General features: G+C 30.1%; 24 protein-coding genes. 15 read left to right on the top strand and 9 right to left on the bottom strand.

The annotated features are described in order from the left end of the window. Positions 1 to 119: 119 nt before the first annotated feature. Positions 120 to 818: a DUF1826 domain-containing protein gene (locus FIA58_RS03280; RefSeq protein WP_140960011.1), complete on the bottom strand. Its 699-nt coding sequence runs from the start codon at positions 816 to 818 to the stop codon at positions 120 to 122. Between the two features lie 181 nt (positions 819 to 999). On the opposite strand from FIA58_RS03280, the gene FIA58_RS03275 reads away from it, so the two are divergent. The 4 genes from FIA58_RS03275 (at position 1,000) to FIA58_RS03260 (ending at position 5,019) form a co-directional block, all read left to right on the top strand. Continuing rightward, positions 1,000 to 1,239, top strand: a complete 240-nt coding sequence (locus FIA58_RS03275) for a ribbon-helix-helix domain-containing protein (RefSeq protein WP_140960009.1) — start codon at positions 1,000 to 1,002, stop codon at positions 1,237 to 1,239. Beyond that, positions 1,232 to 1,507 carry a type II toxin-antitoxin system RelE/ParE family toxin gene (locus FIA58_RS03270; protein WP_140960007.1) on the top strand — a complete coding sequence of 92 codons (276 nt, stop codon included), beginning with the start codon at positions 1,232 to 1,234 and terminating at the stop codon, positions 1,505 to 1,507. Before FIA58_RS03275 ends, FIA58_RS03270 begins: the two co-directional genes overlap by 8 nt. A gap of 474 nt (positions 1,508 to 1,981) precedes the next feature. Then, positions 1,982 to 2,905, top strand: coding sequence for a HamA C-terminal domain-containing protein (locus FIA58_RS03265; RefSeq protein WP_165928843.1), 924 nt, complete (start codon positions 1,982 to 1,984; stop codon positions 2,903 to 2,905). Between the two features lie 2 nt (positions 2,906 to 2,907). Further along, on the top strand, positions 2,908 to 5,019 hold the full coding sequence (locus tag FIA58_RS03260; RefSeq protein ID WP_140960005.1) for a DEAD/DEAH box helicase: 2,112 nt from the start codon (positions 2,908 to 2,910) through the stop codon (positions 5,017 to 5,019). 129 nt (positions 5,020 to 5,148) lie between these two features. Here FIA58_RS03260 and FIA58_RS03255 read toward each other — a convergent pair whose 3' ends face one another. The 3 genes from FIA58_RS03255 to rpmH all read right to left on the bottom strand — a co-directional run bounded on the left by FIA58_RS03255 (position 5,149) and on the right by rpmH (position 9,154). Further along, positions 5,149 to 5,856 (bottom strand): ATP-grasp domain-containing protein, encoded by a 708-nt coding sequence (locus tag FIA58_RS03255; protein ID WP_140960003.1) that lies wholly within the window; start codon positions 5,854 to 5,856, stop codon positions 5,149 to 5,151. 31 nt (positions 5,857 to 5,887) lie between these two features. Continuing rightward, positions 5,888 to 8,743 carry a carbamoyl-phosphate synthase large subunit gene (gene carB / locus FIA58_RS03250; RefSeq protein ID WP_140960001.1) on the bottom strand — a complete coding sequence of 952 codons (2,856 nt, stop codon included), beginning with the start codon at positions 8,741 to 8,743 and terminating at the stop codon, positions 5,888 to 5,890. Between the two features lie 249 nt (positions 8,744 to 8,992). Further along, on the bottom strand, positions 8,993 to 9,154 hold the full coding sequence (gene rpmH, locus FIA58_RS03245) for a 50S ribosomal protein L34 (RefSeq protein WP_057669770.1): 162 nt from the start codon (positions 9,152 to 9,154) through the stop codon (positions 8,993 to 8,995). Between the two features lie 163 nt (positions 9,155 to 9,317). Between rpmH and FIA58_RS03240 the strand changes: the two genes are divergently transcribed. Next, positions 9,318 to 9,833 carry a DUF2892 domain-containing protein gene (locus FIA58_RS03240; RefSeq protein ID WP_140959999.1) on the top strand — a complete coding sequence of 172 codons (516 nt, stop codon included), beginning with the start codon at positions 9,318 to 9,320 and terminating at the stop codon, positions 9,831 to 9,833. Between the two features lie 70 nt (positions 9,834 to 9,903). Here FIA58_RS03240 and FIA58_RS03235 read toward each other — a convergent pair whose 3' ends face one another. Beyond that, positions 9,904 to 10,794 carry a lytic transglycosylase domain-containing protein gene (locus FIA58_RS03235; RefSeq protein WP_140959997.1) on the bottom strand — a complete coding sequence of 297 codons (891 nt, stop codon included), beginning with the start codon at positions 10,792 to 10,794 and terminating at the stop codon, positions 9,904 to 9,906. A gap of 18 nt (positions 10,795 to 10,812) precedes the next feature. Beyond that, a complete protein-coding gene (locus tag FIA58_RS03230) occupies positions 10,813 to 11,469 on the bottom strand; it encodes an alpha/beta hydrolase (RefSeq protein ID WP_140960661.1) in 657 nt (218 codons plus the stop codon). Between the two features lie 203 nt (positions 11,470 to 11,672). Here FIA58_RS03230 and FIA58_RS03225 point away from each other — a divergent pair, with 203 nt between their 5' ends. After that, the gene (locus FIA58_RS03225) at positions 11,673 to 11,954 is read left to right on the top strand and encodes an N-acetyltransferase (protein WP_140959995.1); all 282 of its coding nucleotides are present in this window, start codon (positions 11,673 to 11,675) and stop codon (positions 11,952 to 11,954) included. A 52-nt stretch (positions 11,955 to 12,006) separates the two neighbouring features. On the opposite strand, the gene FIA58_RS03220 is transcribed toward FIA58_RS03225, so the two are convergent. The 3 genes from FIA58_RS03220 to FIA58_RS03210 form a co-directional block, all read right to left on the bottom strand. Next, the gene (locus FIA58_RS03220) at positions 12,007 to 12,624 is read right to left on the bottom strand and encodes a hypothetical protein (protein WP_140959993.1); all 618 of its coding nucleotides are present in this window, start codon (positions 12,622 to 12,624) and stop codon (positions 12,007 to 12,009) included. A 105-nt stretch (positions 12,625 to 12,729) separates the two neighbouring features. Beyond that, entirely contained in the window at positions 12,730 to 12,963 is a 234-nt protein-coding gene (locus FIA58_RS03215) for a hypothetical protein (protein ID WP_140959991.1), read from the bottom strand. Between the two features lie 13 nt (positions 12,964 to 12,976). Beyond that, positions 12,977 to 14,143 carry a THUMP domain-containing class I SAM-dependent RNA methyltransferase gene (locus tag FIA58_RS03210; RefSeq protein WP_140959989.1) on the bottom strand — a complete coding sequence of 389 codons (1,167 nt, stop codon included), beginning with the start codon at positions 14,141 to 14,143 and terminating at the stop codon, positions 12,977 to 12,979. Positions 14,144 to 14,363: 220 nt separating this feature from the next. Here FIA58_RS03210 and FIA58_RS03205 point away from each other — a divergent pair, with 220 nt between their 5' ends. The 9 genes from FIA58_RS03205 to FIA58_RS03165 all read left to right on the top strand — a co-directional run bounded on the left by FIA58_RS03205 (position 14,364) and on the right by FIA58_RS03165 (position 20,025). Continuing rightward, complete coding sequence (locus FIA58_RS03205; protein ID WP_140960659.1) at positions 14,364 to 15,107, top strand: SAM-dependent methyltransferase; 744 nt, start codon at positions 14,364 to 14,366, stop codon at positions 15,105 to 15,107. Next, positions 15,107 to 15,817, top strand: coding sequence for a ZIP family metal transporter (locus FIA58_RS03200; RefSeq protein ID WP_140959987.1), 711 nt, complete (start codon positions 15,107 to 15,109; stop codon positions 15,815 to 15,817). The genes FIA58_RS03205 and FIA58_RS03200 overlap by 1 nt, the downstream gene beginning before the upstream one ends. Before the next feature lie 74 nt (positions 15,818 to 15,891). Next, on the top strand, positions 15,892 to 16,704 hold the full coding sequence (murQ, locus tag FIA58_RS03195) for an N-acetylmuramic acid 6-phosphate etherase (RefSeq protein WP_140959985.1): 813 nt from the start codon (positions 15,892 to 15,894) through the stop codon (positions 16,702 to 16,704). A gap of 12 nt (positions 16,705 to 16,716) precedes the next feature. Next, complete coding sequence (locus FIA58_RS03190) at positions 16,717 to 17,181, top strand: hypothetical protein (RefSeq protein WP_140959983.1); 465 nt, start codon at positions 16,717 to 16,719, stop codon at positions 17,179 to 17,181. A 3-nt stretch (positions 17,182 to 17,184) separates the two neighbouring features. Next, positions 17,185 to 17,889 carry a hypothetical protein gene (locus tag FIA58_RS03185; RefSeq protein ID WP_140959981.1) on the top strand — a complete coding sequence of 235 codons (705 nt, stop codon included), beginning with the start codon at positions 17,185 to 17,187 and terminating at the stop codon, positions 17,887 to 17,889. Positions 17,890 to 17,893: 4 nt separating this feature from the next. Next, positions 17,894 to 18,121 (top strand): DUF6095 family protein, encoded by a 228-nt coding sequence (locus FIA58_RS03180; protein WP_140959979.1) that lies wholly within the window; start codon positions 17,894 to 17,896, stop codon positions 18,119 to 18,121. Next, positions 18,108 to 18,689 (top strand): DUF1572 family protein, encoded by a 582-nt coding sequence (locus FIA58_RS03175; RefSeq protein ID WP_140959977.1) that lies wholly within the window; start codon positions 18,108 to 18,110, stop codon positions 18,687 to 18,689. Before FIA58_RS03180 ends, FIA58_RS03175 begins: the two co-directional genes overlap by 14 nt. A 42-nt stretch (positions 18,690 to 18,731) precedes the next feature. Continuing rightward, positions 18,732 to 19,115: a DNA topoisomerase IV gene (locus tag FIA58_RS03170; RefSeq protein WP_140959975.1), complete on the top strand. Its 384-nt coding sequence runs from the start codon at positions 18,732 to 18,734 to the stop codon at positions 19,113 to 19,115. Between the two features lie 55 nt (positions 19,116 to 19,170). Further along, the gene (locus tag FIA58_RS03165; protein WP_140959973.1) at positions 19,171 to 20,025 is read left to right on the top strand and encodes a TerC family protein; all 855 of its coding nucleotides are present in this window, start codon (positions 19,171 to 19,173) and stop codon (positions 20,023 to 20,025) included. Positions 20,026 to 20,037: the final 12 nt, after the last annotated feature.

Here is a 20,037-nt window from a genome sequence, read left to right as displayed (position 1 = left end):
GCCAACAAAATATATAACCATCAAACCGTCAGTTCGATTGTTTTTATGGAATACAATGGAATAAAAAATGTATCGAGAACTCGTCTGCTGGAAACAAAAACTTCACACCAAAATTCTTTCTAACAAATCAACAACAAACGATATTCCCCTTCATTTTCTACGGGTGCTCTGTGAATACAAGGCAACACCTGCTGTTCCGGATAATCTACAGCGAGGCGACAAAGATGCCCTACTCCTAAAGAAATAGGAATTGCATTAGGTTGGACTTCATAATGCAAATCAAAATAATTTTCGGTTAAAAAATCTTCAAATTCATCCGCTGGACCATCATGTAACTCGTTAAGCTTTGCTCTAATTTCTGGAATTAGAATTTTTTGTTGCGCTTGTACATTAGCAATAATCTCACTCGTTGCTCCATAATAGGTGCATAAAAAAGTATCTGTAGCAACAGGTGAACGATCCACATGAAAGGAATACACATCCGTAGTTATGAAATCAAAGACATCATCTCGTTCATAACATTTCAGTAAATTAAGCGTTGGAGAAGCTCCGTAATCCGCTAATAATTGAAAATCCTCTAAAATAATGGCTCTTGCTACATTTCCCTTTTCCGATAGTTGGAGTGCTACTAAATCTTCAGGATACACTTCTGTTATATCCTCCTTTAATTGCAGTTGGGTTACAATCTCTTTAAAATCACCTTCCAAATTTCTGTACCAACACAAGGCATTTCTATCTCCCTCAAAATCCGTTTGTACCAGTTCCTCAAAACTCGATACTTTTCCAATTTGGTTGCTTTCAGAAAATGTATGGCTCATAATATTTGATTAGGAAATTGAATTATGTAATACACTACAAAATTATGGAATTGCAAGGATGTTGTAGCATTTTTAATGCTATAAAAGTCCAATTTGAAGGAAAAATATTTTTTTACATCTATCTGGGAAATTGATTTTTTAATTTATTTGGTGTAAATTTACATCACTAAATGATTTTCTTATGTCAAGACAAAGCATCACATTAGCCAATCAAAATGATGAATGGTTAAAAGAACAAGTAGCGAAAGAAGAATTCACAAGCAAAAGTGAAGTTGTTAATTATTTAATCAAACAAGCAAGAGATCGTGAAGACTATCACGAATTTGTACAAGCAAAAATTGATCGTGGTTTGAAAAGTGGTTTTAGCACAAAAACTAAAGAAGAACTTTTAACCGAAATAAAAAATCGTTTAAATGTTTAATTATAAGCTATCTTTTGAAGCAGAAGAAGATATTATAAGAATTTTTGAATATGGTTTAGGAAGATTTGGCTTATTACAAGCAAATAAATATTATGAGATGTTATTTGACTGTTTTAGCAAAATTGCATCGAATCCTTTTCTATTTCCAGTAGTTTCAAATTATAAAAATGCAGAACGTTATTGTGTTTGTGGAGTTGACACTATTTATTACAATATCAAAGCCGATACTATAGAAATTATTACTATAATTGGTAGACAAGATTTTTAGTAATAAAATTAAAAAATGTCAAATTCTAGTTCTGAAAACAATTTTTAAACATAAACTTCTCGATATCCTCCAGAGGCGAACAGGCTTTTTCAATTCCATTGCATTCTATTGAAAAAACTCGAAGTGACGTGGATTATGTATTGAAAACCTACTTATCTCTCAAACCGTCAGTTCGAGTGCTGTTTTTAAAAAGCGAACAGCAATTTTAGAAACAGTGTATCGAGAACGCGTCTATTTAAAAACTATTTTAAAAAATTACGTTTTCCCGTAAAAAACACAAAAACCGTCTTCCTATTTTTACCAAAATAAGCCCCTCAAAAACAAAAACTACGTATAAATACGTACAAAAAACCATGAAAAATACGTATTTATACGTATTGTGGAAGTGGATTGGAAAGGTTAGATTTGACAGAATAATAAAGTCAAATTATTAAATAAGACATTTTATTAAAATAAAATTGAATAAGATAAATCATGATAAATTTTGAAGTTCTAATTAATGATGCTTTTTCAGTTATCACTAATGATAAAGATCTAAATCCAATTACTAATAAAAAGGTTCTTAGTTTAATAAATACTTTTGAAAATGGCTTTTGGAACTATAATAAGTTTCAAAAATTTATATGGAATAACATAAAAGAAACTGCATTAAATCATAGAGAAAGAAATTCATTGGCTATAGAAGGCGAAGACTCATTATTAACAGAAGCAGCAATAAATTTAAGGCTTTCAGAAAGTGAAAATGATATTGGTAGAGGAAGTGAAATATCTGAAATTCTACTTTATGGAATAATGAAAAAATATTATCATGCTTTACCAATAATTCCAAAAATTTTCTACAAACAAAATACACAAGATAATGCAAAAGGTGCTGACAGTGTTCACATTGTAATTGAAAATGAAAATGAATTTTCCTTATGGTTTGGCGAATCTAAATTTTATAATTCAATTGAAAATGCAAGATTAGATGTAATCATTGATTCTGTAAAAGACTCTTTGACATTGAGAAAAATAAAGAAAGAAAATATGTTAATTACCAATCTTTCAGATATAAATGATTTTGAAGAGATTTCTACAGAATTACGAGCAAAAATTATCCAATCTCTTTCACAAGAACAATCTATAGATTCAATAAAGCCAATTTTAAATATACCAATCCTATTATTATATGAATGTAGCATCACAAAAGAAACAACTCATTTAACAGAAGAATATAAAACCCAGATAATAAATCATCATAAAGAAAGAGCAACTGAATACTTTAAAAGACAAATAAATAAATGCAACGAGGTTGATTTATATTCAGAAATTAAGTTTCATATCATTCTTTTTCCAGTTCCTGAAAAAAAACCAATAGTTGATAAATTTATTGAGAAAGCACAAGTATATAGAAATTAATTATGGAAGATATAATATTTGATAATTGTCATAAAATAAACGACTTACTAATTTCTAACAAAGATAATGAAGCAAGAGAAGAACTAATTAAACTCTTAGATTATCATAAAACACAAAAGTTAGAATACACACCGTTAGTAAATCATTTAATTAGAGAAACTGGCTTATTTCCATACTTACAACAAGAAACTTCTAATTGGGAAGAAAGATATATTTATGAAATTTTCAAAGTTAATATTGGAGAAGAAAAACCTGTTACATTACATCGCGAGCAATCTTTTTTATTGAAAAAACTTTTAGAAGGCAAAAACATAGCAGTGAGCGCACCAACAAGTTTTGGAAAAAGTTTTGTTATAGATGCTTTTATAAAAATCAAAAAACCAAAAAATGTAATAATAATTGTTCCAACAATTGCGTTGACAGATGAAACTAGAAGGAGATTATATAAAAAATTCGCTAACGAATACAAAATCATTACTACAACCGAAGTAGAACCTGCAGAAAAGAACATTTTTATTTTTCCACAAGAAAGAGCTATAAATTATTTGGAAAAAGTTGAATTCTTTGATATAATGATTATTGATGAATTTTATAAAGCAAGTAGTTTATTTGATAAAGTAAGATCCCCAAGTCTAGTTAAAGCAATTATAAAAATTGGCAGTAAATCCAAACAAAAATATTTTTTAGCTCCCAACATATCAACTTTAGAAGATAATCCATTTACAGCAGATATGGAATTTATACAACTAGACTTTAATACAGTTTTTTTGGAAAAACATGAACTTTATAAAGAAATAAATAAAAATATAGAGTTAAAAAGCAAATTTTTAATTAATATTTTAAACCAAAAACAAACAAAATCATTAATATATGCTGGTACATATACAAATATAGAGAACATATCTAATCTAATATTAACTACATATTCAGAAAAAAATAATATACTACTGGACCAATTTGCAAATTGGTTAGGTAAGAATTACGATTACAATTGGAATTTAACAAATCTTATAAAAAGAGGAACTGGAATACACAACGGCAGGTTGCATCGCTCTTTAAGTCAAATACAAGTTAAATTATTTGAAGATAAAAAAGGAATAAGCAATATAATTTCTACATCTTCTATTATTGAAGGAGTTAACACATCAGCAGAAAATGTAATAATTTGGATGAATAAAAATGGTAGTTCAAACTTAAATGATTTTACATATAGAAACATTATTGGTAGAAGTGGCAGAATGTTTCAACATTTCATTGGTAAAGTCTACATATTAGACAAACCACCTGTGAATACACAAACTGCTTTGAATATCGAATTTCCAGAAGAAATATTAGGAGATTTAGATAGTCAAAAATATGACAAACTGTTGACTAAAGAACAAGTTGCAAAACTAATCCTTTATAAAGATGAAATGGAAGGAATTCTTGGTGTAGAAGTGTACAATAGACTAAAAGATGAATCTGTATTCCAATCTAGCAATTCAGAATTGATAAAATCTATTGCAATTGATATGTCGATAAATCCTGAAAGTTGGAACGGTCTTTCTTATTTAAATTCTAAAAATAGAAGTCAATGGGATAAATCATTATACAAAATAATCAATTTACAGCCTGGTAACTGGGAAACGAAAAATAATACATTTGTGGAATTCATTAAAATTTTACGTAATAATTGGTTTAAATCAATTCCAGAATTATTAAAAGATTTAGAACCATACGATGTTAGTATTGATGAGTTTTTTAAACTTGAAAAAAATGTAACTTTTAAATTTGCGTCTCTTTTAAAAGATGTCAATGTACTTCAAAAAGAATTACTTAAAGGTAAAAATTATGACATATCTAAATTTATTGCCTACATTTCTCACGCCTTTTTACCGACTGTAGTTTTTCAACTTGAAGAATATGGATTACCAAGAATGATTTCAAAAAAAATTCATAAATTAGGAATAATAAATTTTTATAATCAAGAATTAACAATTCACAGCGTGATAGATATTTTTAATTCTTTGGATAAAAATGAAATTAAAAAAAATGCTATGTTAGATGAATTTGATAACTATATCCTAGATTATTTTTATGACGGAATAAAAACTAATAACTATAGCAACTCTTAAAAAATTCTTAGTATTAAGTATGAGTTTAAAAACCATAAAAAAATCCCAATCTCTCGATTGGGATTTCTATTTCATCTAATTAAAGAAACGTATAACAAGAGATACAATTCTGATTCTAAACCAAATTTACTAGTTTATTGTAGCTTCTCTAATTGCATCAATAATTTTACTTGGATCACATAAATTTAGTCCTGCTCCCCAACTAGAATTAAACTCAATAATAAACCACCCATCAACCTTATTATAACCCAAATCAACAACATAAGTTTTAGGTAAATCAATAGAATAGATTTTTAAAAAATCGTTTAAAAATTTTCTTGCTGAAATCAAATCAGAATTACCTTCATAAATTGCCATATCAAGAATTTCTTCATTCAAAATAAAGGCTCTAACTTCACTTTCTATAGAAATTATACTAGACTTTATTATTTTTTCAGCTTGATCAATTCCGTTTACCTCTTTTAAAAAGCTAGTAAAATCATCATACACTTTTGATTTAAAAGTTTTAGGTTTAACTGGTTTTATAAAAGCTGGAAACAAAGATTCATTAACGTCATAAATTCTTAAAATATCAATTTTTCTTTTAATCCAATCAAAATCGAGTTGACCTATCATTTCATCTTTCGGTTCAACTAGTTTTACTCCCACGATTTGTGCTAAAACTAAACTAAAGGTATCAATACCATATATTGTAATTCTTTTTGTCAAATCAATATCAGGTTGTTCCCAAAATTTCCCAATCCGTTTAATTTCACCACCATTATTTTTCCAAATTTCCGCAACTGAATCACGCTCAATATCTATTTTATCAGGAATCAATAAGATTTCGTCAGTCATTTATATAGACATTTCTTTTGGTTACTTTCTACTATTTACTCAAATACATTTTTCTTCTAGAATACAACTCGTAGAACTGGTCGTCTTTTAAGTCGTCTATAAACAAAATGCTTTCTCCAGTTGATTTCATTTCTGGTCCTAAAGCCTTGTTTACGTTTTTGAACTTACTAAAAGAGAATACCGGTTGCTTAATCGCGTAGCCTTTTAATTGTGGGTTGAACATAAAGTCGGTTACTTTATTGTGACCCAACATTACTTTTGTGGCGTAATTCACATAAGGCTCTTTGTATGCTTTTGCTATGAAAGGAACGGTACGAGACGCTCTTGGGTTCGCTTCAATAATGTAAACCGTATCGTCTTTAATCGCAAATTGTATGTTGATTAAACCAACAGTTTTCAACGCTCTTGCAATTTTATGCGTGTGGTCTTTTATTTGTTGCATTACAAATTCTCCTAAGTTGAAAGGAGGTAAAGTCGCATTACTATCTCCAGAATGCACACCACAAGGCTCAATGTGTTCCATAATTCCTATGATATACACATTGCCATCAGCATCACAAATGGCATCTGCCTCTGCTTCTATGGCACCATCTAAATAATGATCCAAAAGCAATTTATTCCCAGGAATCGATTTTAATAAATCAATTACATGTTCTTCTAGTTCTTGTTTGTTAATCACAATTTTCATCCCTTGACCTCCTAATACATAAGAAGGACGTACTAATAATGGAAAGTCTAGTTTATCAGCTAATTGTGAAGCTTCTTCCGCACTTTCAGCAATTCCAAATTGTGGGAAAGGTATTTTCAAATCGGTTAACAAATCAGAGAAACGACCTCTATCTTCAGCTAAATCTAAAGCTTCAAAAGAAGTTCCAATGATTTTTACACCATGCTTCGATAATTTTTCTGCTAATTTTAAAGCGGTTTGTCCACCTAATTGTACAATAACCCCTTCAGGTTTTTCGTGTTGGATGATATCGTAAATATGTTCCCAAAAAACCGGTTCGAAGTATAATTTATCAGCCGTATCAAAATCAGTTGAAACGGTTTCAGGGTTACAGTTAATCATGATGGTTTCGTAACCACATTCTTTTGCTGCTAAAACACCATGCACACAAGAATAATCAAATTCGATTCCTTGTCCAATTCGGTTAGGTCCAGAACCTAAAACAATTACTTTCTTTTTATCAGTAACGATACTTTCATTGTGAACATAACGTGTTCCGTCTGCTTTTTCAATTTCAGCTTCAAAAGTAGAGTAATAATAAGGCGTCAATGCTTTGAATTCCGCAGCACAAGTATCTACTAACTTATAAACTCTATTAATTTTTTGCTCCTGGCGTAATTTATAGACTTGACTTTCCAAACAACCCATCATGTGAGCAATTTGTCGGTCACCATATCCTTTTTGTTTGGCTTCTAATAACAATTCTCTTGGTAAAGTATCTACCGTGAAGTTAGCAATTTCTTTTTGCAAAATAAACAACTCTTCATATTGCTTCAAGAACCACATATCTATTCTAGTAATTTCATGAATTCTACTCAAAGGAATTCCCATCGCAATCGCATCATAGATTACAAAAACTCTGTCCCAACTCGCGAAAGTCAATTTCTCGATGATTTGCTCGTAGTTTTTGTAGCCTTTTCCGTCTGCTCCTAATCCATTTCTTTTGATTTCCAATGACTGTGTGGCTTTGTGAAGCGCTTCTTGGAACGAACGTCCAATTCCCATAACTTCACCTACTGATTTCATTTGTAAACCCAAAGTTCTGTCAGAACCTTCAAATTTATCGAAGTTCCAACGCGGTATTTTTACAATTACATAATCTAATGTTGGTTCAAATAAAGCCGAAGTCGATTTTGTAATTTGATTTTGTAATTCGTCTAGGTTGTAACCCAAAGCCAATTTAGTAGCAATTTTTGCAATAGGATAACCAGTAGCTTTTGAAGCCAATGCAGAAGAACGAGACACACGAGGATTAATCTCGATGGCAACAATATCTTCTTTTTCATCTGGAGAAACTGCAAACTGAACGTTACATCCTCCTGCGAAATTACCAATAGCACGCATCATTAAGATAGCCATATCACGCATCTTTTGATACGTTTTATCCGATAAAGTCATCGCAGGTGCCACTGTAATACTATCTCCAGTATGAATTCCCATAGGGTCCATATTTTCGATGGTACAGATAATGACTACGTTATCGTTTTTATCTCTTAATAATTCTAATTCGTATTCTTTCCATCCTAAAAGTGCTTTGTCAATTAGCACTTCATGAATAGGAGACATTTCTAAACCGTAGGTTAGTTTTTCGTCAAACTCTTCTTTAGTATGTACAAAAGCTGCTCCAGTTCCACCAAGTGTAAATGAAGGACGAATTACTAATGGAAATCCAAATTCTTGAGCAATTTCTTTTCCTTGTAAAAAAGAAGTAGCCGTTTTTGCTGGTGCAGCTCCAACACCTAATTTTTCTAAAAGTTGTTTGAATTTTTCTCTATCTTCAGTAATATTAATAGCGTTAACATCAACTCCTATCATTTTTACTCCAAAATCATCCCAAATTCCTTTTTCATCGGCTTCGATACACAAATTCAAAGCAGTTTGTCCACCCATTGTAGGTAAAACAGCATCTATTTGTGGATGTTCTTTTAGTATTTGGATTAATGATTTTGTGGTTAAGGGTAATAAATAAACATGATCGGCCATTGATGGATCTGTCATTATAGTTGCAGGATTAGAGTTGATAAGAATGACTTCTAAACCTTCCTCACGAAGAGAACGAGCAGATTGTGAACCTGCGTAATCAAATTCGCAAGCTTGACCAATTACAATAGGACCTGAACCTATAATTAAAACCGATTTAATAGAATTGTCTTTTGGCATTTTGTAGTTATTGTTGTGTAGTTATGTATGGTTGTTTTTATTGTTTAAACCTAGCCCTGATGGCAGTGGAAATCCTTTTTTATTTTTATAACGTGCACGCTAACTTATTGCTATAGTGGTATAAAAATAATAAAGATTGCAACGAACAGCAGGAAATAGCTCCAAAAACTTATTAAATTTTATAAACAAGTTTAAAAAAAAGCCGCTACTAATAAAAGTAACGGCTTAATATTGATTAGAAACTAATCATTATTTTTTATGTCTTGGTTCGCTAGAAACAGTTAATTTATGTCTACCTTTAGCTCTTCTTCTAGCTAGAACTTTTCTTCCATTAGGAGAAGACATTCTGTCCATGAATCCGTGTTTGTTTCTTCTTTTTCTTTTCGATGGTTGAAATGTTCTTTTGCTCATTACTTTTATTTTTAAAATCTATAAATAAATCGAATTTTTATCACTTGGCTTACCTTCCTGTAAAACCGAGTGCAAATATACAAAGACTTTTTTCATTCGCAAGTACTTTTTTAAAAATATTTTTAATTGATTTTATTACCTTTGCAACACTAAAAAAATAATTATGTTCAATAAAAATATCAAATTAGTTCTAGCTGGTTTAATCATCGCTTTTGGAATCTATCAATTTATAGAAAGTAATATAGGGAATGGAATTTTCCTTATTTTATTATCAACTATTTTTATCTTTTTATATTTTAAAAATGAAATGATTTTATTGGCTTTTTTAAAATTGAGAAAGCAAGATATGGATGGAGCTAAAAAATGGTTAGACAAAATTAAAAATCCAGAGAGTGCTTTAATTCAAAAACAACAAGGATATTACAACTATTTAAACGGAATTATGGTTTCGCAAACTAATCTAACACTTGCTGAAAAGTTTTTTAAGAAAGCCATTCAATTAGGATTGTCAATGGATCAAGATTTGGCTTTAGCTAAATTACAATTGGCCGGAATTGCCATGACGAAAAGACGTAAAATGGAAGCAAACAACTTACTAACGGAAGCTAAAAAATTAGACAAACACGGTATGTTGAAAGATCAAATTAAAATGATGAAAGATCAAATGAAGAAAATCTAATTGTTCTTCACTATAATAAAAACAAAAAGCACTCGATGAGTGCTTTTTTTGTGTTTATAAATTTATAGTATTACTTTGAATATCCTGATGTAGGTATAGCAATCTGATATTTCTTTTTTGATTTGTTTGGCAATGATTTATCTCTCAACCAAGGATTGTGAATTTTTAAAATCTTATAATTAATTCCTTGAGAAATGGCAAAATCAGCTAAATCAGTAACGGTTGAATCAACCTCTATTTTCTTAACAGGAATTTCAGAATACAAAGCATGAGCTGGTATTTCGAAACCGTATTTTTGAGGATTTTTCATGATTTCTTTTAAAGCCAAAATACGGTATACATAACGAGCCGTTTCTTCTGTTAATAGAACATCATAATAACTGTTTACTTTTTGAGATTCTAATTGACGTTGTACACCAGCCATTCCTCCATTATAGGAAGCAGCGGCTAAGGTCCAATTTCCAAATTTTAAATAAGCTTCTTTCAAATAAGCACAAGCTGCTTCTGTTGCTTTTTCTAGATCATAACGTTCATCTACATAATCATTTACTTCCATCCCTTTTTCTTTAGCTGTTGTAGGCATAAATTGCCAAACACCTCTAGCTCCTGCTGGTGAAACTGCATTCACTAAACTACTTTCGATAACTGCTAAGTATTTAAAATCATCAGGAATTCCATTTTTAGCTAAAATAGGTTCAATTACAGGAAATACTTTATTCGCTCTTTTAATCACTAATGTAGTATTGGTATGGTAATTCATATTAGTAACCATTTCTCTATCCAAACGCTCTTCCACATCCGCCATAAAGGTAGGTACTTCTTCTTGAGCAAAATTCATTTGTGTAGGATAATCTACGTGTGCTATTTGTACAACATTAGTTTTTGTAGCATAAATAAACAAAGCACTGATTGAGATTACAGCACAAATTAATACGATTCTTTTAATAACATCCTTCTTCATAATTAATTTCTTTTCGGTTTAGTAAATCATTTTTGGCAAATTTTCGTTAAGCCACTTGTATTTATTAATAATCATGATGTGTGTTCCGCCTTTTACAACAATAGCATTTTTTATATTTTGTATTGGAAAAACTTCATCAGCATCACCATGAATATGTATTATTTTTTCATCAACTTGGTCTCTAGACCATAAAATTACACTTTCTATCGCCCAATCCAAATATTTTTTATCTCTAACACTCAAATATTTTTCATATAACTTCAATCTACTGGATATAATATTTTCTCCAAAAGCGTATTTGACTAAAGTTTCTACATTGGCTAACAAACTAGTTGGTATCAATTTATAAGCCAAAGTTTTTTTTGCAATCTTCATTCGACTTGGCATCTCTTTATTTGTTTTTACACTAGAGATAATAATAGTCTTCCTTGTACTTATACATTTTGACATTTCTTGGACTAAAATACCTCCAAAAGACACTCCAATTAAAACTGGATTTTCGTGCTTAATCTCTTTAGTCATTCTTAACGCATATTCTTCTAAAGTTTCCTTTGATTTTGGAACAAACCATTCTAAGAAATACATTTCAAATTCGTCTTCGGGTAATTTTATATTTTCAAATATGATAGGACTTGCTGCCAAACCAGGCATGAAGTAAACAGGTATTCTAGACATTGTAACAGTGGTTAACTTTAATCCTAGTAAAAGTACTATATTTCTTTTATTATTCGACAACTATTTAACTTTTAAGAATAAAAAATCATAAAAGTTAAATTTATTTGAAATTGATTGTCAAATCGTTAACTTTGCATTGTATACTTATACCCAATCAATATATTTTTATTGATTGTTAAAATTAAAACTAAAAGCATTAACCGATGGAAATTAAAGACAATGAGTTATTAAGACAATTTGAAATTAGTACTGACACAGGATTGGTATCTATCGAATACTCGTTACAAGAACGTAAAATCTTTTTAACTAAATTTTGCGAAAACGAAAATTCAGATGAAGAATTGCATGAAGAGTTCATCAAAAATGTTTTAGCAATTGCTGAAGAACGAAAATTAAAAGTTGTTCCAACTCATTTAAAGTTAATCAAGTTTTTTAGAAAGAACAGAAGATACCAAGAAATGCTTCCTCCTGGAATTAAGATATAAAAAAAAGACCTCTTTTTAAGTAAGAGGTCTTTTTTTTATATCTGTATCTGTATTATATTTCTTCTAGAACGACAACACTAACCTCGCCCTTCACAGTCATATCATTACCAGAATCATTATCTGATGCTGGAACATCAAATGAGAATGTAAATTCTAATTTATTTGTTTCATCATTAAAACTATAATTTAAAATTTGGAAATTAGCACTTGTACTGGTTGTATTATAACTATCAGAAAGTACAAAATATTTTAAATCATCACCTATTACAGCAAAATTTTCGATTCGAAATGAATTTAAAGCTAAAGACTGGGTTTCTAATCCTGCATCGGTAACGTTCAATCTAAAAGACACAGTAGATTCTTGGTAAACATCATCTGGAGAACTTAAAAATCTTAAAACTGTAAATGCTAAATCATCTCCATTACTTTGAACAGAATTACTATTATTATAATCCGAACCTTCTACAGAAGTAAACTTAAAGTCAGAAGTGTTTGTAAAAATTACATCATCTGGTCTTGTTCCAGAAAAAGTCATTTTTACTGAACCAAATTTTGTTAACTCATCAAAACCAACTCCGTTTAAACCGTCTTTTCCATCATCAACAGAACAACTCGACAATACTACCATTGAAAAGCAAAGTAAAATTGCTTTAATTTTTTTTAAAATCATTTTATTTTATTTATTAATTAATTTCTAGCAAAAATCACCTTTTTCTAAAACAAAAAAATCACCATTTTTGGTGATTTTTTATTTTAATAACTGAATTATAAAATGCTATTCTATTTCCCTAATTCCTTTTCTAAATATCCATTTCATAAATATCTTTTCTCCATCATTGGTTTTCATATACTGAAATTTTGGAGAAAGAATTAATGAAACGATAAAAGCTGGTCCTGCAATCCAAAAACCTATTAAAGTGGTAAAGGTCATTATCAACAAATAAGCTGGAATATAAAAAAAGGAAAAACCAAAAAGGTTGTATAAAAATGCTTTCGTTTTTTTACTCATAATACTTTATATTTTAATCTTGATTTTCAACTTGAAATTTTGTTCGCTTACTTCCTGCATACATTTCATATTTCACAAAGCGCGCCTCTAATTTTCCATTAAACAATTTAATTTTTCGACTTGGTTTTAAACCCACAAACTTCAAAGCTTCCAAATTAGCTGTAATAAACCAAGCATTTGTATTTGGATATTTTTGTTTCATAGTATCACCTATTTCTCTATAAAAACGTTCCATTTCAATATCCAAACGTTCTCCATAAGGTGGATTAAAAACCATATGCAGTGGTCCTTCTGTCATTTTCTCAGTTTCAAAGAAATTCGCTTGACGAATAGAAATATATTCATCTAAATTAGCATTACTAATATTATCTTTGGCTTTAGCTACAGCACTTGGTGCTTTGTCATAACCAGTAATAGTATAATGAAACTCGCGCGCTTTCTTTAATAAAGATTCTAAAACCTTATCGAATAATTCGCTATCCCAATCTTGCCATTTTTCAAAAGCAAATTCTTTACGATTAATATTGGCAGGAATATTACAAGCAATCATTGCCGCTTCTGCTAGAATTGTTCCACTACCACACATAGGATCAATAAAGTGAGTGGTTCCGTCCCAACCAGAAAGCAACAACATTCCTGCTGCTAGCACTTCATTTATTGGTGCAATGTTTGTAGCCGTTTTATACCCTCTTCTATGCAAAGATTCTCCTGAACTATCCAAAGAAACAGTTACTACATCTCTATCAATATGGACATGAATACGTACATCTGGGAAATCTTTATCTATATCAGGTCGTTTTCCTGTTTTATCTCTAAATTGATCTACAATAGCATCTTTCGTTTTTAAAGCCACAAACTGACTGTGATTAAAGTGTTCCGAATGCAAAGTCGTTTCTACCACAAATGTTTTATATTCGGTAAGATAATCTGACCAATCTATTTTTTGAATCCCATCATACAAACTTTTATCATTATAAGCTTTAAATGTCTTTATTGGCTTCAATATTTTTAAAGCTGTGCGCAAAGCTAAATTAGCCTTGTACATGAACCCTTTATCACCAATAAAACTCACTACTCGAATTCCTTGCTCCACTTTTTGAGCTCCTAATTGCACTAATTCTTTAGCTAATAATTCTTCAAATCCAAATAAGGTTTTGGCAACCATCTTAAAATTTTCCATTTTCAAAAATCAATTTCAATTGCAAAAAACCAATTGCAAATGTGTGAAATACTTTTAAAACCAATATCTAAAAAAATATTTAGATTTAAAGTGCAAAAATACATTAATTTTATTCTAAATGTAGCATTTCTTCTATTTGAAAAGAATGAAAGCAGATATGTCCCTTTGAGAGGAAAAAAATATGTAATTTTGCAAAATTAATTTGGTGAGCAAAAGAATAATGACTGAAAATAAAAATTTAAGTACACAAAAATGGTATGCTTCATGGTTTGATAGCCCATTTTACCACATATTATATAAAGACAGAGATTACAATGAAGCCCAACACTTCATGGATAATTTAACGAGTTATTTGAATTTACCCGAAGAAGCTAAAATTTTAGATTTAGCTTGTGGAAAAGGAAGACATTCTATTTATTTAAATTCGCTCGGTTATAATGTTACTGGTGCAGATTTATCAGAAAACAGTATCGCAGAAGCTTCAAAAGCAGCAAATGAAACTTTGCATTTTAAAGTGCACGACATGCGTGATACTTGCAAGGAAAAATATGATGCCATATTTAACCTTTTTACCAGTTTTGGGTACTTTGAAAATGATGCAGATAATTTAACCACACTAAAAGCCATACATAATAGTCTTACTGAGACTGGTTTTGCTTGTATCGATTTTATGAATGTGGATTATGTAATTGCTAATTTAGTTCCAGAAGAAGTAAAAACTGTTGAAAACATTGACTTTCATATAAAAAGATATGTAAAGCAAAACCATATTTATAAGGAAATTCGATTTACTGCTGAAGGAGAAGACTATCATTTTACAGAAAAAGTACAAGCCTTACGCTTGACTGATTTTGAACAAATGATGGAGGAAGCAGGCATTTACTTATTAGATATTTTTGGTAACTATAAATTACAAAAATTCTTTAAAAACGAATCGGAACGTTTAATTATGATATTCAAATAATGGATTACAGTATCTATATTTTACCTTTGCTATCTGTATTGATAGGCTATTTTATTGCTCTTTTTTTACGTCCAAAAAGCAAAAAAAACTTAAAATTACTGCTTGCTTTTAGTGGAGCTTTCCTATTGTCATTAACAGTAATGCATTTGTTACCAGAAGTCTACGAAACCGACTTACATCACAATCATGCCCATCATCACAATCATAATAGTGCTATAGGTATTTTTATAATGATTGGAATTGTATTCCAAATCATCTTAGAATACTTCTCAAAAGGAGCCGAACATGGTCATGTTCACGGTCATCAAACCCTAAATCAAATTCCATGGTTGTTATTTTTTAGTTTGTGTTTACATGCATTATTGGAAGGAATGCCAATAAGTAAACAAAATCATTTGGCTTATGGAATTGCCATTCACCACTTTCCTATTGCTATTATTTTAACTACTTTCTTTATTAATGCTCATTTAAACAAAAAAGCCATTTTATTTTTCATGATTATTTTTGCTTTTATGACTCCAATTGGAACCTTTTTAGCGGATAATCTTCACTTTTTACAAGAATATTACACCCAAATTTCAGGAATTGTGATTGGTATCTTATTTCATATTTCTTCTACTATTATTTTTGAAAGTAGTGAAGGTCATAAGTTTAATTTAGCAAAGCTTTCAGTTATTGTTTTGGGAATTATTTTGGCTTATTTTATTTAAAGGATAAATTCCAATATTAAAATTCTATATTCCAAAATAAATCTTCGTATTTTAGCTTCTTTCAATATCTAATAATGAGCTTTACAAAAACGACAGAACAATCTTCCAAATACGAACATTTAGAACAAATGTCGATACAGGATTTGTTGACCAATATTAATAAAGAAGACCAAACTGTGCCATTAGCGGTTGAAAAAGCGATGCCACAAATTGAAGTTTTAGTTTCTGAAATTGTTACTAAAATGAAACAAGGCGGACGACTTTTCTATATTGGAGCAGGAACTTCTGGAAGATTAGGTATTGTGGATGCATCTGAATGTCCACCCACATTTGGAGTTCCCTTTGATTTGGTCATTGGAATTATTGCTGGAGGAGATTTAGCCATTAGAAAAGCGGTAGAAAATGCAGAAGACAGTACTACTCAAGCTTGGTTAGACCTAAAAGAATGGAATATCAATCAAAATGATGTAGTTGTAGGAATTGCTGCTTCCGGAACCACTCCTTATGTAATTAAAGGCCTAGAAAAATGCAATGAGAATGGAATTAGTACTGGCTGTATTACTTGTAATGCTGGAAGTCCGCTAGCATTGACTTCAAAATTCCCAATAGAAGTTGTCGTTGGCCCTGAATTTGTTACTGGAAGTAGTCGTATGAAAGCAGGAACCGCTCAAAAATTGGTATTAAACATGATTTCGACAGCAACGATGATTCAATTGGGTAAAGTAAAAGGCAATAAAATGGTCGATATGCAATTGAGCAATGAAAAATTAGTCGATCGAGGCACAAAAATGATAATGGATGAGATTACAGTTGATTATGAACTGGCAAAAAAATTGTTACTACAATATGGCAGTGTTAGAAATGCTGTTACCAATTATAAACCCTAAATAAACAAACGAATGAAAAAAATAGTTATACTACTTACTTTATTGATTACTAGTTTCGTTTTTTCGCAACAAATTGAAGTTAGAGACAATAAATTTTATATCGATGATAATTTAGTATATAAACATGAAATCACAAAAACATTAGCAGCCAATCCAGCAGCATTAAACTTATATAAAAAATCGCGAACTAAAGAATCGGTTGGAGGTCTTTTATTAGGAGGTGGAATTGGTTTAATTGTTGGAGATATAGTGAAAGGCTTAGTTTCTGATGCCGATTATCCTTCTGGTTTTACTTATGTAGGTGCTGGTCTAGTAGCAGTTTCTATTCCGATACTTTCTGGAAGAACTAGAATGCGTAATAAAAGTATTGAATTATATAATGAAAGTGTAAAAGGGAACACTCCTACATTAGGATATAATTTTGATATGAAAGTGATTACAAATACCAATGGAATAGGTTTGAATATAACCTTTTAAATTTTGAGGAAAAGAAGAAAATACTACAACAGCAAAGGCTTTCTTTTTGCTGCATTACTTACTATCTTTTTAGTAAGTGGCTATTTTTTATTTTCCAATAAAACGTTTCAATATTGTTCCAATGAAAATTATTTGCTAGGCATTCATGATTCGTTACCTATAATTGAAATTAATTATAACAATTATAGAAATGATATTTTAGAAGAAATTACAATAAAATTAAATAAAGAAACCTGTTGTAAAAAAAATGAATTCCTATTGAAATTGAGTACTAATGAAATGGTGAATGTAACACTTTTCAATTATTGTAGAAGTTGTGGTGTTATTTGTGGTGAGTATTCATTTACTCGTGTTTTAATCAATCGAGATAATTTGGCTTTAGTTAATGAAAGACCTATTGCAAGTGATTCTTTAGCAAATTATATTTATGAATTTTTAAAGAAATCAGATTCAGATTATAATTACGTTGAAAATTGTATGCTAGATTGGGATTTAACCACAAATAAAGAATCTATAGAACAGGCTTTTATCGATATAAAAAAAGGATACCAATTGTATTATGAAGAAATAGCTTTACAAAAATTTGGAAAACCAATTTGCGAACTTACCCAAAAAGAAACTGAAGCAATAAAAAGAGAAGAATCAAGTATTTATCTTGGAGTAGGAAATCGAATTTCCGAACCACCTCCTCCACCTCCAATACAATAACGACATGGGAACAAACAGAAAATTATTAGCTAAAGGCATTAAATACTTATCGGGTTGTTTGCCCTTAATGGCAATTGGACCAATAGTGATTAATAGTTCGTTTAAAAATGAAGGCAGACCTTTATATCCTTACGTACTAACTATAGGAATTATAATTTGTTGCACAGCAGTTTATCTCGGTTTTAAAGGAATTAATATTATAATGAAAAGTTTATTCGATGGAAACAAGTAACATTTATCTAGAAAGTGTAAAAAAGCAAATGCTCTATTACAAAACCGTAGCAGAAAAAGCAATTGATCAATTAGAAGTGGATCAACTTTTTATTACAGTAAATGAGGATACCAATTCTATAGCAACCATAATCAAACACATGCATGGCAATATGCTTTCGCGCTGGACTGATTTTTTAACTACTGATGGAGAGAAAGAATGGAGACAACGAGATGGTGAATTTGATGCGCTTTTTACTGAAAAAAATAAGGAAAACTTACTCCAACTTTGGAATGAAGGTTGGGATTGCTTTTTTAATACTTTAAACACATTGCAACCCGAAGACTTATCTAAAATTATTTACATCAGAAATGAAGGTCAGACGGCTTTAGATGCTATTAATCGTCAACTAGCACATTATCCTTATCATGTAGGACAAATTGTGTTTTATGCTAAAATGCTCAAACAAACAGCTTGGAATAGTTTAACTATACCTAAAAACAAATCGAATAGTTATAATGCAGATAAGTTTGCCAAAGAGAAAAGCTTGAAGCATTTTACAGATGACGAACTTAAGAAACTTCAATAGTTATTTCAAAAATCAATTTCAATTTCAAAAAAATAACTTCAAATGTTTACCAAAAAATATAAAATTTTCTTTTTTTTATTGCCTTTATTTTTAATTTCTTGTTACGAACAAGAACGAAACTGCAACGATTACAAAACTGGAAATTTTGAGTTTACAAGAGAAATAGATGGAAAAATGGAAACCTCTTATTTTGAAAGAAACGACTCCTTACAAATTGAAACTTTTAGAGAAAAAAGAGACACCTCAACAGTACGATGGGTAAATGATTGCGAATTTATTCTAAAAAAGGTGAATCCAAAATCGATGAGCGAAAAAAATGCGGTTCAAATAAAAATCCTTACTACTACTGAGAATGGTTATACTTTTGAGTATAACATTGTAGGAACAACAAAAAAACAACGTGGAACTGTAACAAAAAAGCAATAATTTACGTTTAACAACTTTACTTTTAAAACACAAAACCAATTAACGTTTACAGACTATGGAAATATTAACCAATCCAGATGCATGGATCGCACTTTTAACTTTAACCTTTTTAGAGATTATTTTAGGAATTGATAACATTGTTTTTTTATCTATTGTTTCTGGAAAATTAAGAGAAGAAGATCAACCTAAAGCCAGAAGAATAGGATTGTTATTAGCAATGGTTTTTAGAATTATTTTACTTTTTGGAATCACTTGGGTAATGGGTTTAAAAGAATCTTTCTATGATTTTGATTTTGGCTTCTTCTCAGGAGGTTTGTCAGGACAAAGTTTAATTATTTTTGGAGGTGGCTTATTCCTATTATACAAATCAGTTTCAGAAATACATCATAAATTAGAAGGAGAAGAAGAAAGCACATCTGGAAAAGCAAGTAATGGTTTGTCGGCTGCAATCATTCAAATAGCGTTATTAAATATTGTTTTCTCGTTTGATAGTATTTTAACGGCTATTGGATTAGTAAGTTCAGCAGAACCGCCTGCTGGTTTTGGTCCTGCTGGAGCAATAGAAATTATGATTATGGCTATTATCTTATCCATTATTGTTATGCTTGCTTTTGCTGGTCCTGTTAGCAAGTTTGTAAACGAACATCCAACTATCCAAATTTTGGGGTTATCATTCTTAATATTAATTGGCGTAATGCTTTTAGCAGAAGGTTCTCATTTAGCAAACTTTAGATTTGGTAATGACATTGAAGTACATAGTATTCCAAAAGGCTATTTGTATTTTGCTATTTTCTTCTCTTTATTTGTTGAATTCTTAAATTTAAAAATGAAGAAAAACAGAAAACCTGTTCAATTAAAAAACAGCACTATTGTAGATGAAAATTTGAAAAATGATGATTTTTTAGATTAATTATCACACCAA

It is taken from the genome of Flavobacterium jejuense, from assembly GCF_006491595.2.
Lineage (GTDB): Bacteria > Bacteroidota > Bacteroidia > Flavobacteriales > Flavobacteriaceae > Flavobacterium > Flavobacterium jejuense.
The sequence above is the reverse complement of the archived record's forward strand: the minus strand, read 5'-3'. Positions and strand labels throughout refer to the sequence as shown.

Coding starts and splice junctions, on each gene's coding strand:
- FIA58_RS03280 (WP_140960011.1), bottom strand. CDS start 818: ATGAGCCATACATTTTCTGAAAGCAACCAAATTGGAAAAGTATCGAGT.
- FIA58_RS03275 (WP_140960009.1), top strand. CDS start 1,000: ATGTCAAGACAAAGCATCACATTAGCCAATCAAAATGATGAATGGTTA.
- FIA58_RS03270 (WP_140960007.1), top strand. CDS start 1,232: ATGTTTAATTATAAGCTATCTTTTGAAGCAGAAGAAGATATTATAAGA.
- FIA58_RS03265 (WP_165928843.1), top strand. CDS start 1,982: ATGATAAATTTTGAAGTTCTAATTAATGATGCTTTTTCAGTTATCACT.
- FIA58_RS03260 (WP_140960005.1), top strand. CDS start 2,908: ATGGAAGATATAATATTTGATAATTGTCATAAAATAAACGACTTACTA.
- FIA58_RS03255 (WP_140960003.1), bottom strand. CDS start 5,856: ATGACTGACGAAATCTTATTGATTCCTGATAAAATAGATATTGAGCGT.
- carB (WP_140960001.1), bottom strand. CDS start 8,743: ATGCCAAAAGACAATTCTATTAAATCGGTTTTAATTATAGGTTCAGGT.
- rpmH (WP_057669770.1), bottom strand. CDS start 9,154: ATGAGCAAAAGAACATTTCAACCATCGAAAAGAAAAAGAAGAAACAAA.
- FIA58_RS03240 (WP_140959999.1), top strand. CDS start 9,318: ATGTTCAATAAAAATATCAAATTAGTTCTAGCTGGTTTAATCATCGCT.
- FIA58_RS03235 (WP_140959997.1), bottom strand. CDS start 10,794: ATGAAGAAGGATGTTATTAAAAGAATCGTATTAATTTGTGCTGTAATC.
- FIA58_RS03230 (WP_140960661.1), bottom strand. CDS start 11,469: ATGTCTAGAATACCTGTTTACTTCATGCCTGGTTTGGCAGCAAGTCCT.
- FIA58_RS03225 (WP_140959995.1), top strand. CDS start 11,673: ATGGAAATTAAAGACAATGAGTTATTAAGACAATTTGAAATTAGTACT.
- FIA58_RS03220 (WP_140959993.1), bottom strand. CDS start 12,624: ATGATTTTAAAAAAAATTAAAGCAATTTTACTTTGCTTTTCAATGGTA.
- FIA58_RS03215 (WP_140959991.1), bottom strand. CDS start 12,963: ATGAGTAAAAAAACGAAAGCATTTTTATACAACCTTTTTGGTTTTTCC.
- FIA58_RS03210 (WP_140959989.1), bottom strand. CDS start 14,143: ATGGAAAATTTTAAGATGGTTGCCAAAACCTTATTTGGATTTGAAGAA.
- FIA58_RS03205 (WP_140960659.1), top strand. CDS start 14,364: ATGACTGAAAATAAAAATTTAAGTACACAAAAATGGTATGCTTCATGG.
- FIA58_RS03200 (WP_140959987.1), top strand. CDS start 15,107: ATGGATTACAGTATCTATATTTTACCTTTGCTATCTGTATTGATAGGC.
- murQ (WP_140959985.1), top strand. CDS start 15,892: ATGAGCTTTACAAAAACGACAGAACAATCTTCCAAATACGAACATTTA.
- FIA58_RS03190 (WP_140959983.1), top strand. CDS start 16,717: ATGAAAAAAATAGTTATACTACTTACTTTATTGATTACTAGTTTCGTT.
- FIA58_RS03180 (WP_140959979.1), top strand. CDS start 17,894: ATGGGAACAAACAGAAAATTATTAGCTAAAGGCATTAAATACTTATCG.
- FIA58_RS03175 (WP_140959977.1), top strand. CDS start 18,108: ATGGAAACAAGTAACATTTATCTAGAAAGTGTAAAAAAGCAAATGCTC.
- FIA58_RS03170 (WP_140959975.1), top strand. CDS start 18,732: ATGTTTACCAAAAAATATAAAATTTTCTTTTTTTTATTGCCTTTATTT.
- FIA58_RS03165 (WP_140959973.1), top strand. CDS start 19,171: ATGGAAATATTAACCAATCCAGATGCATGGATCGCACTTTTAACTTTA.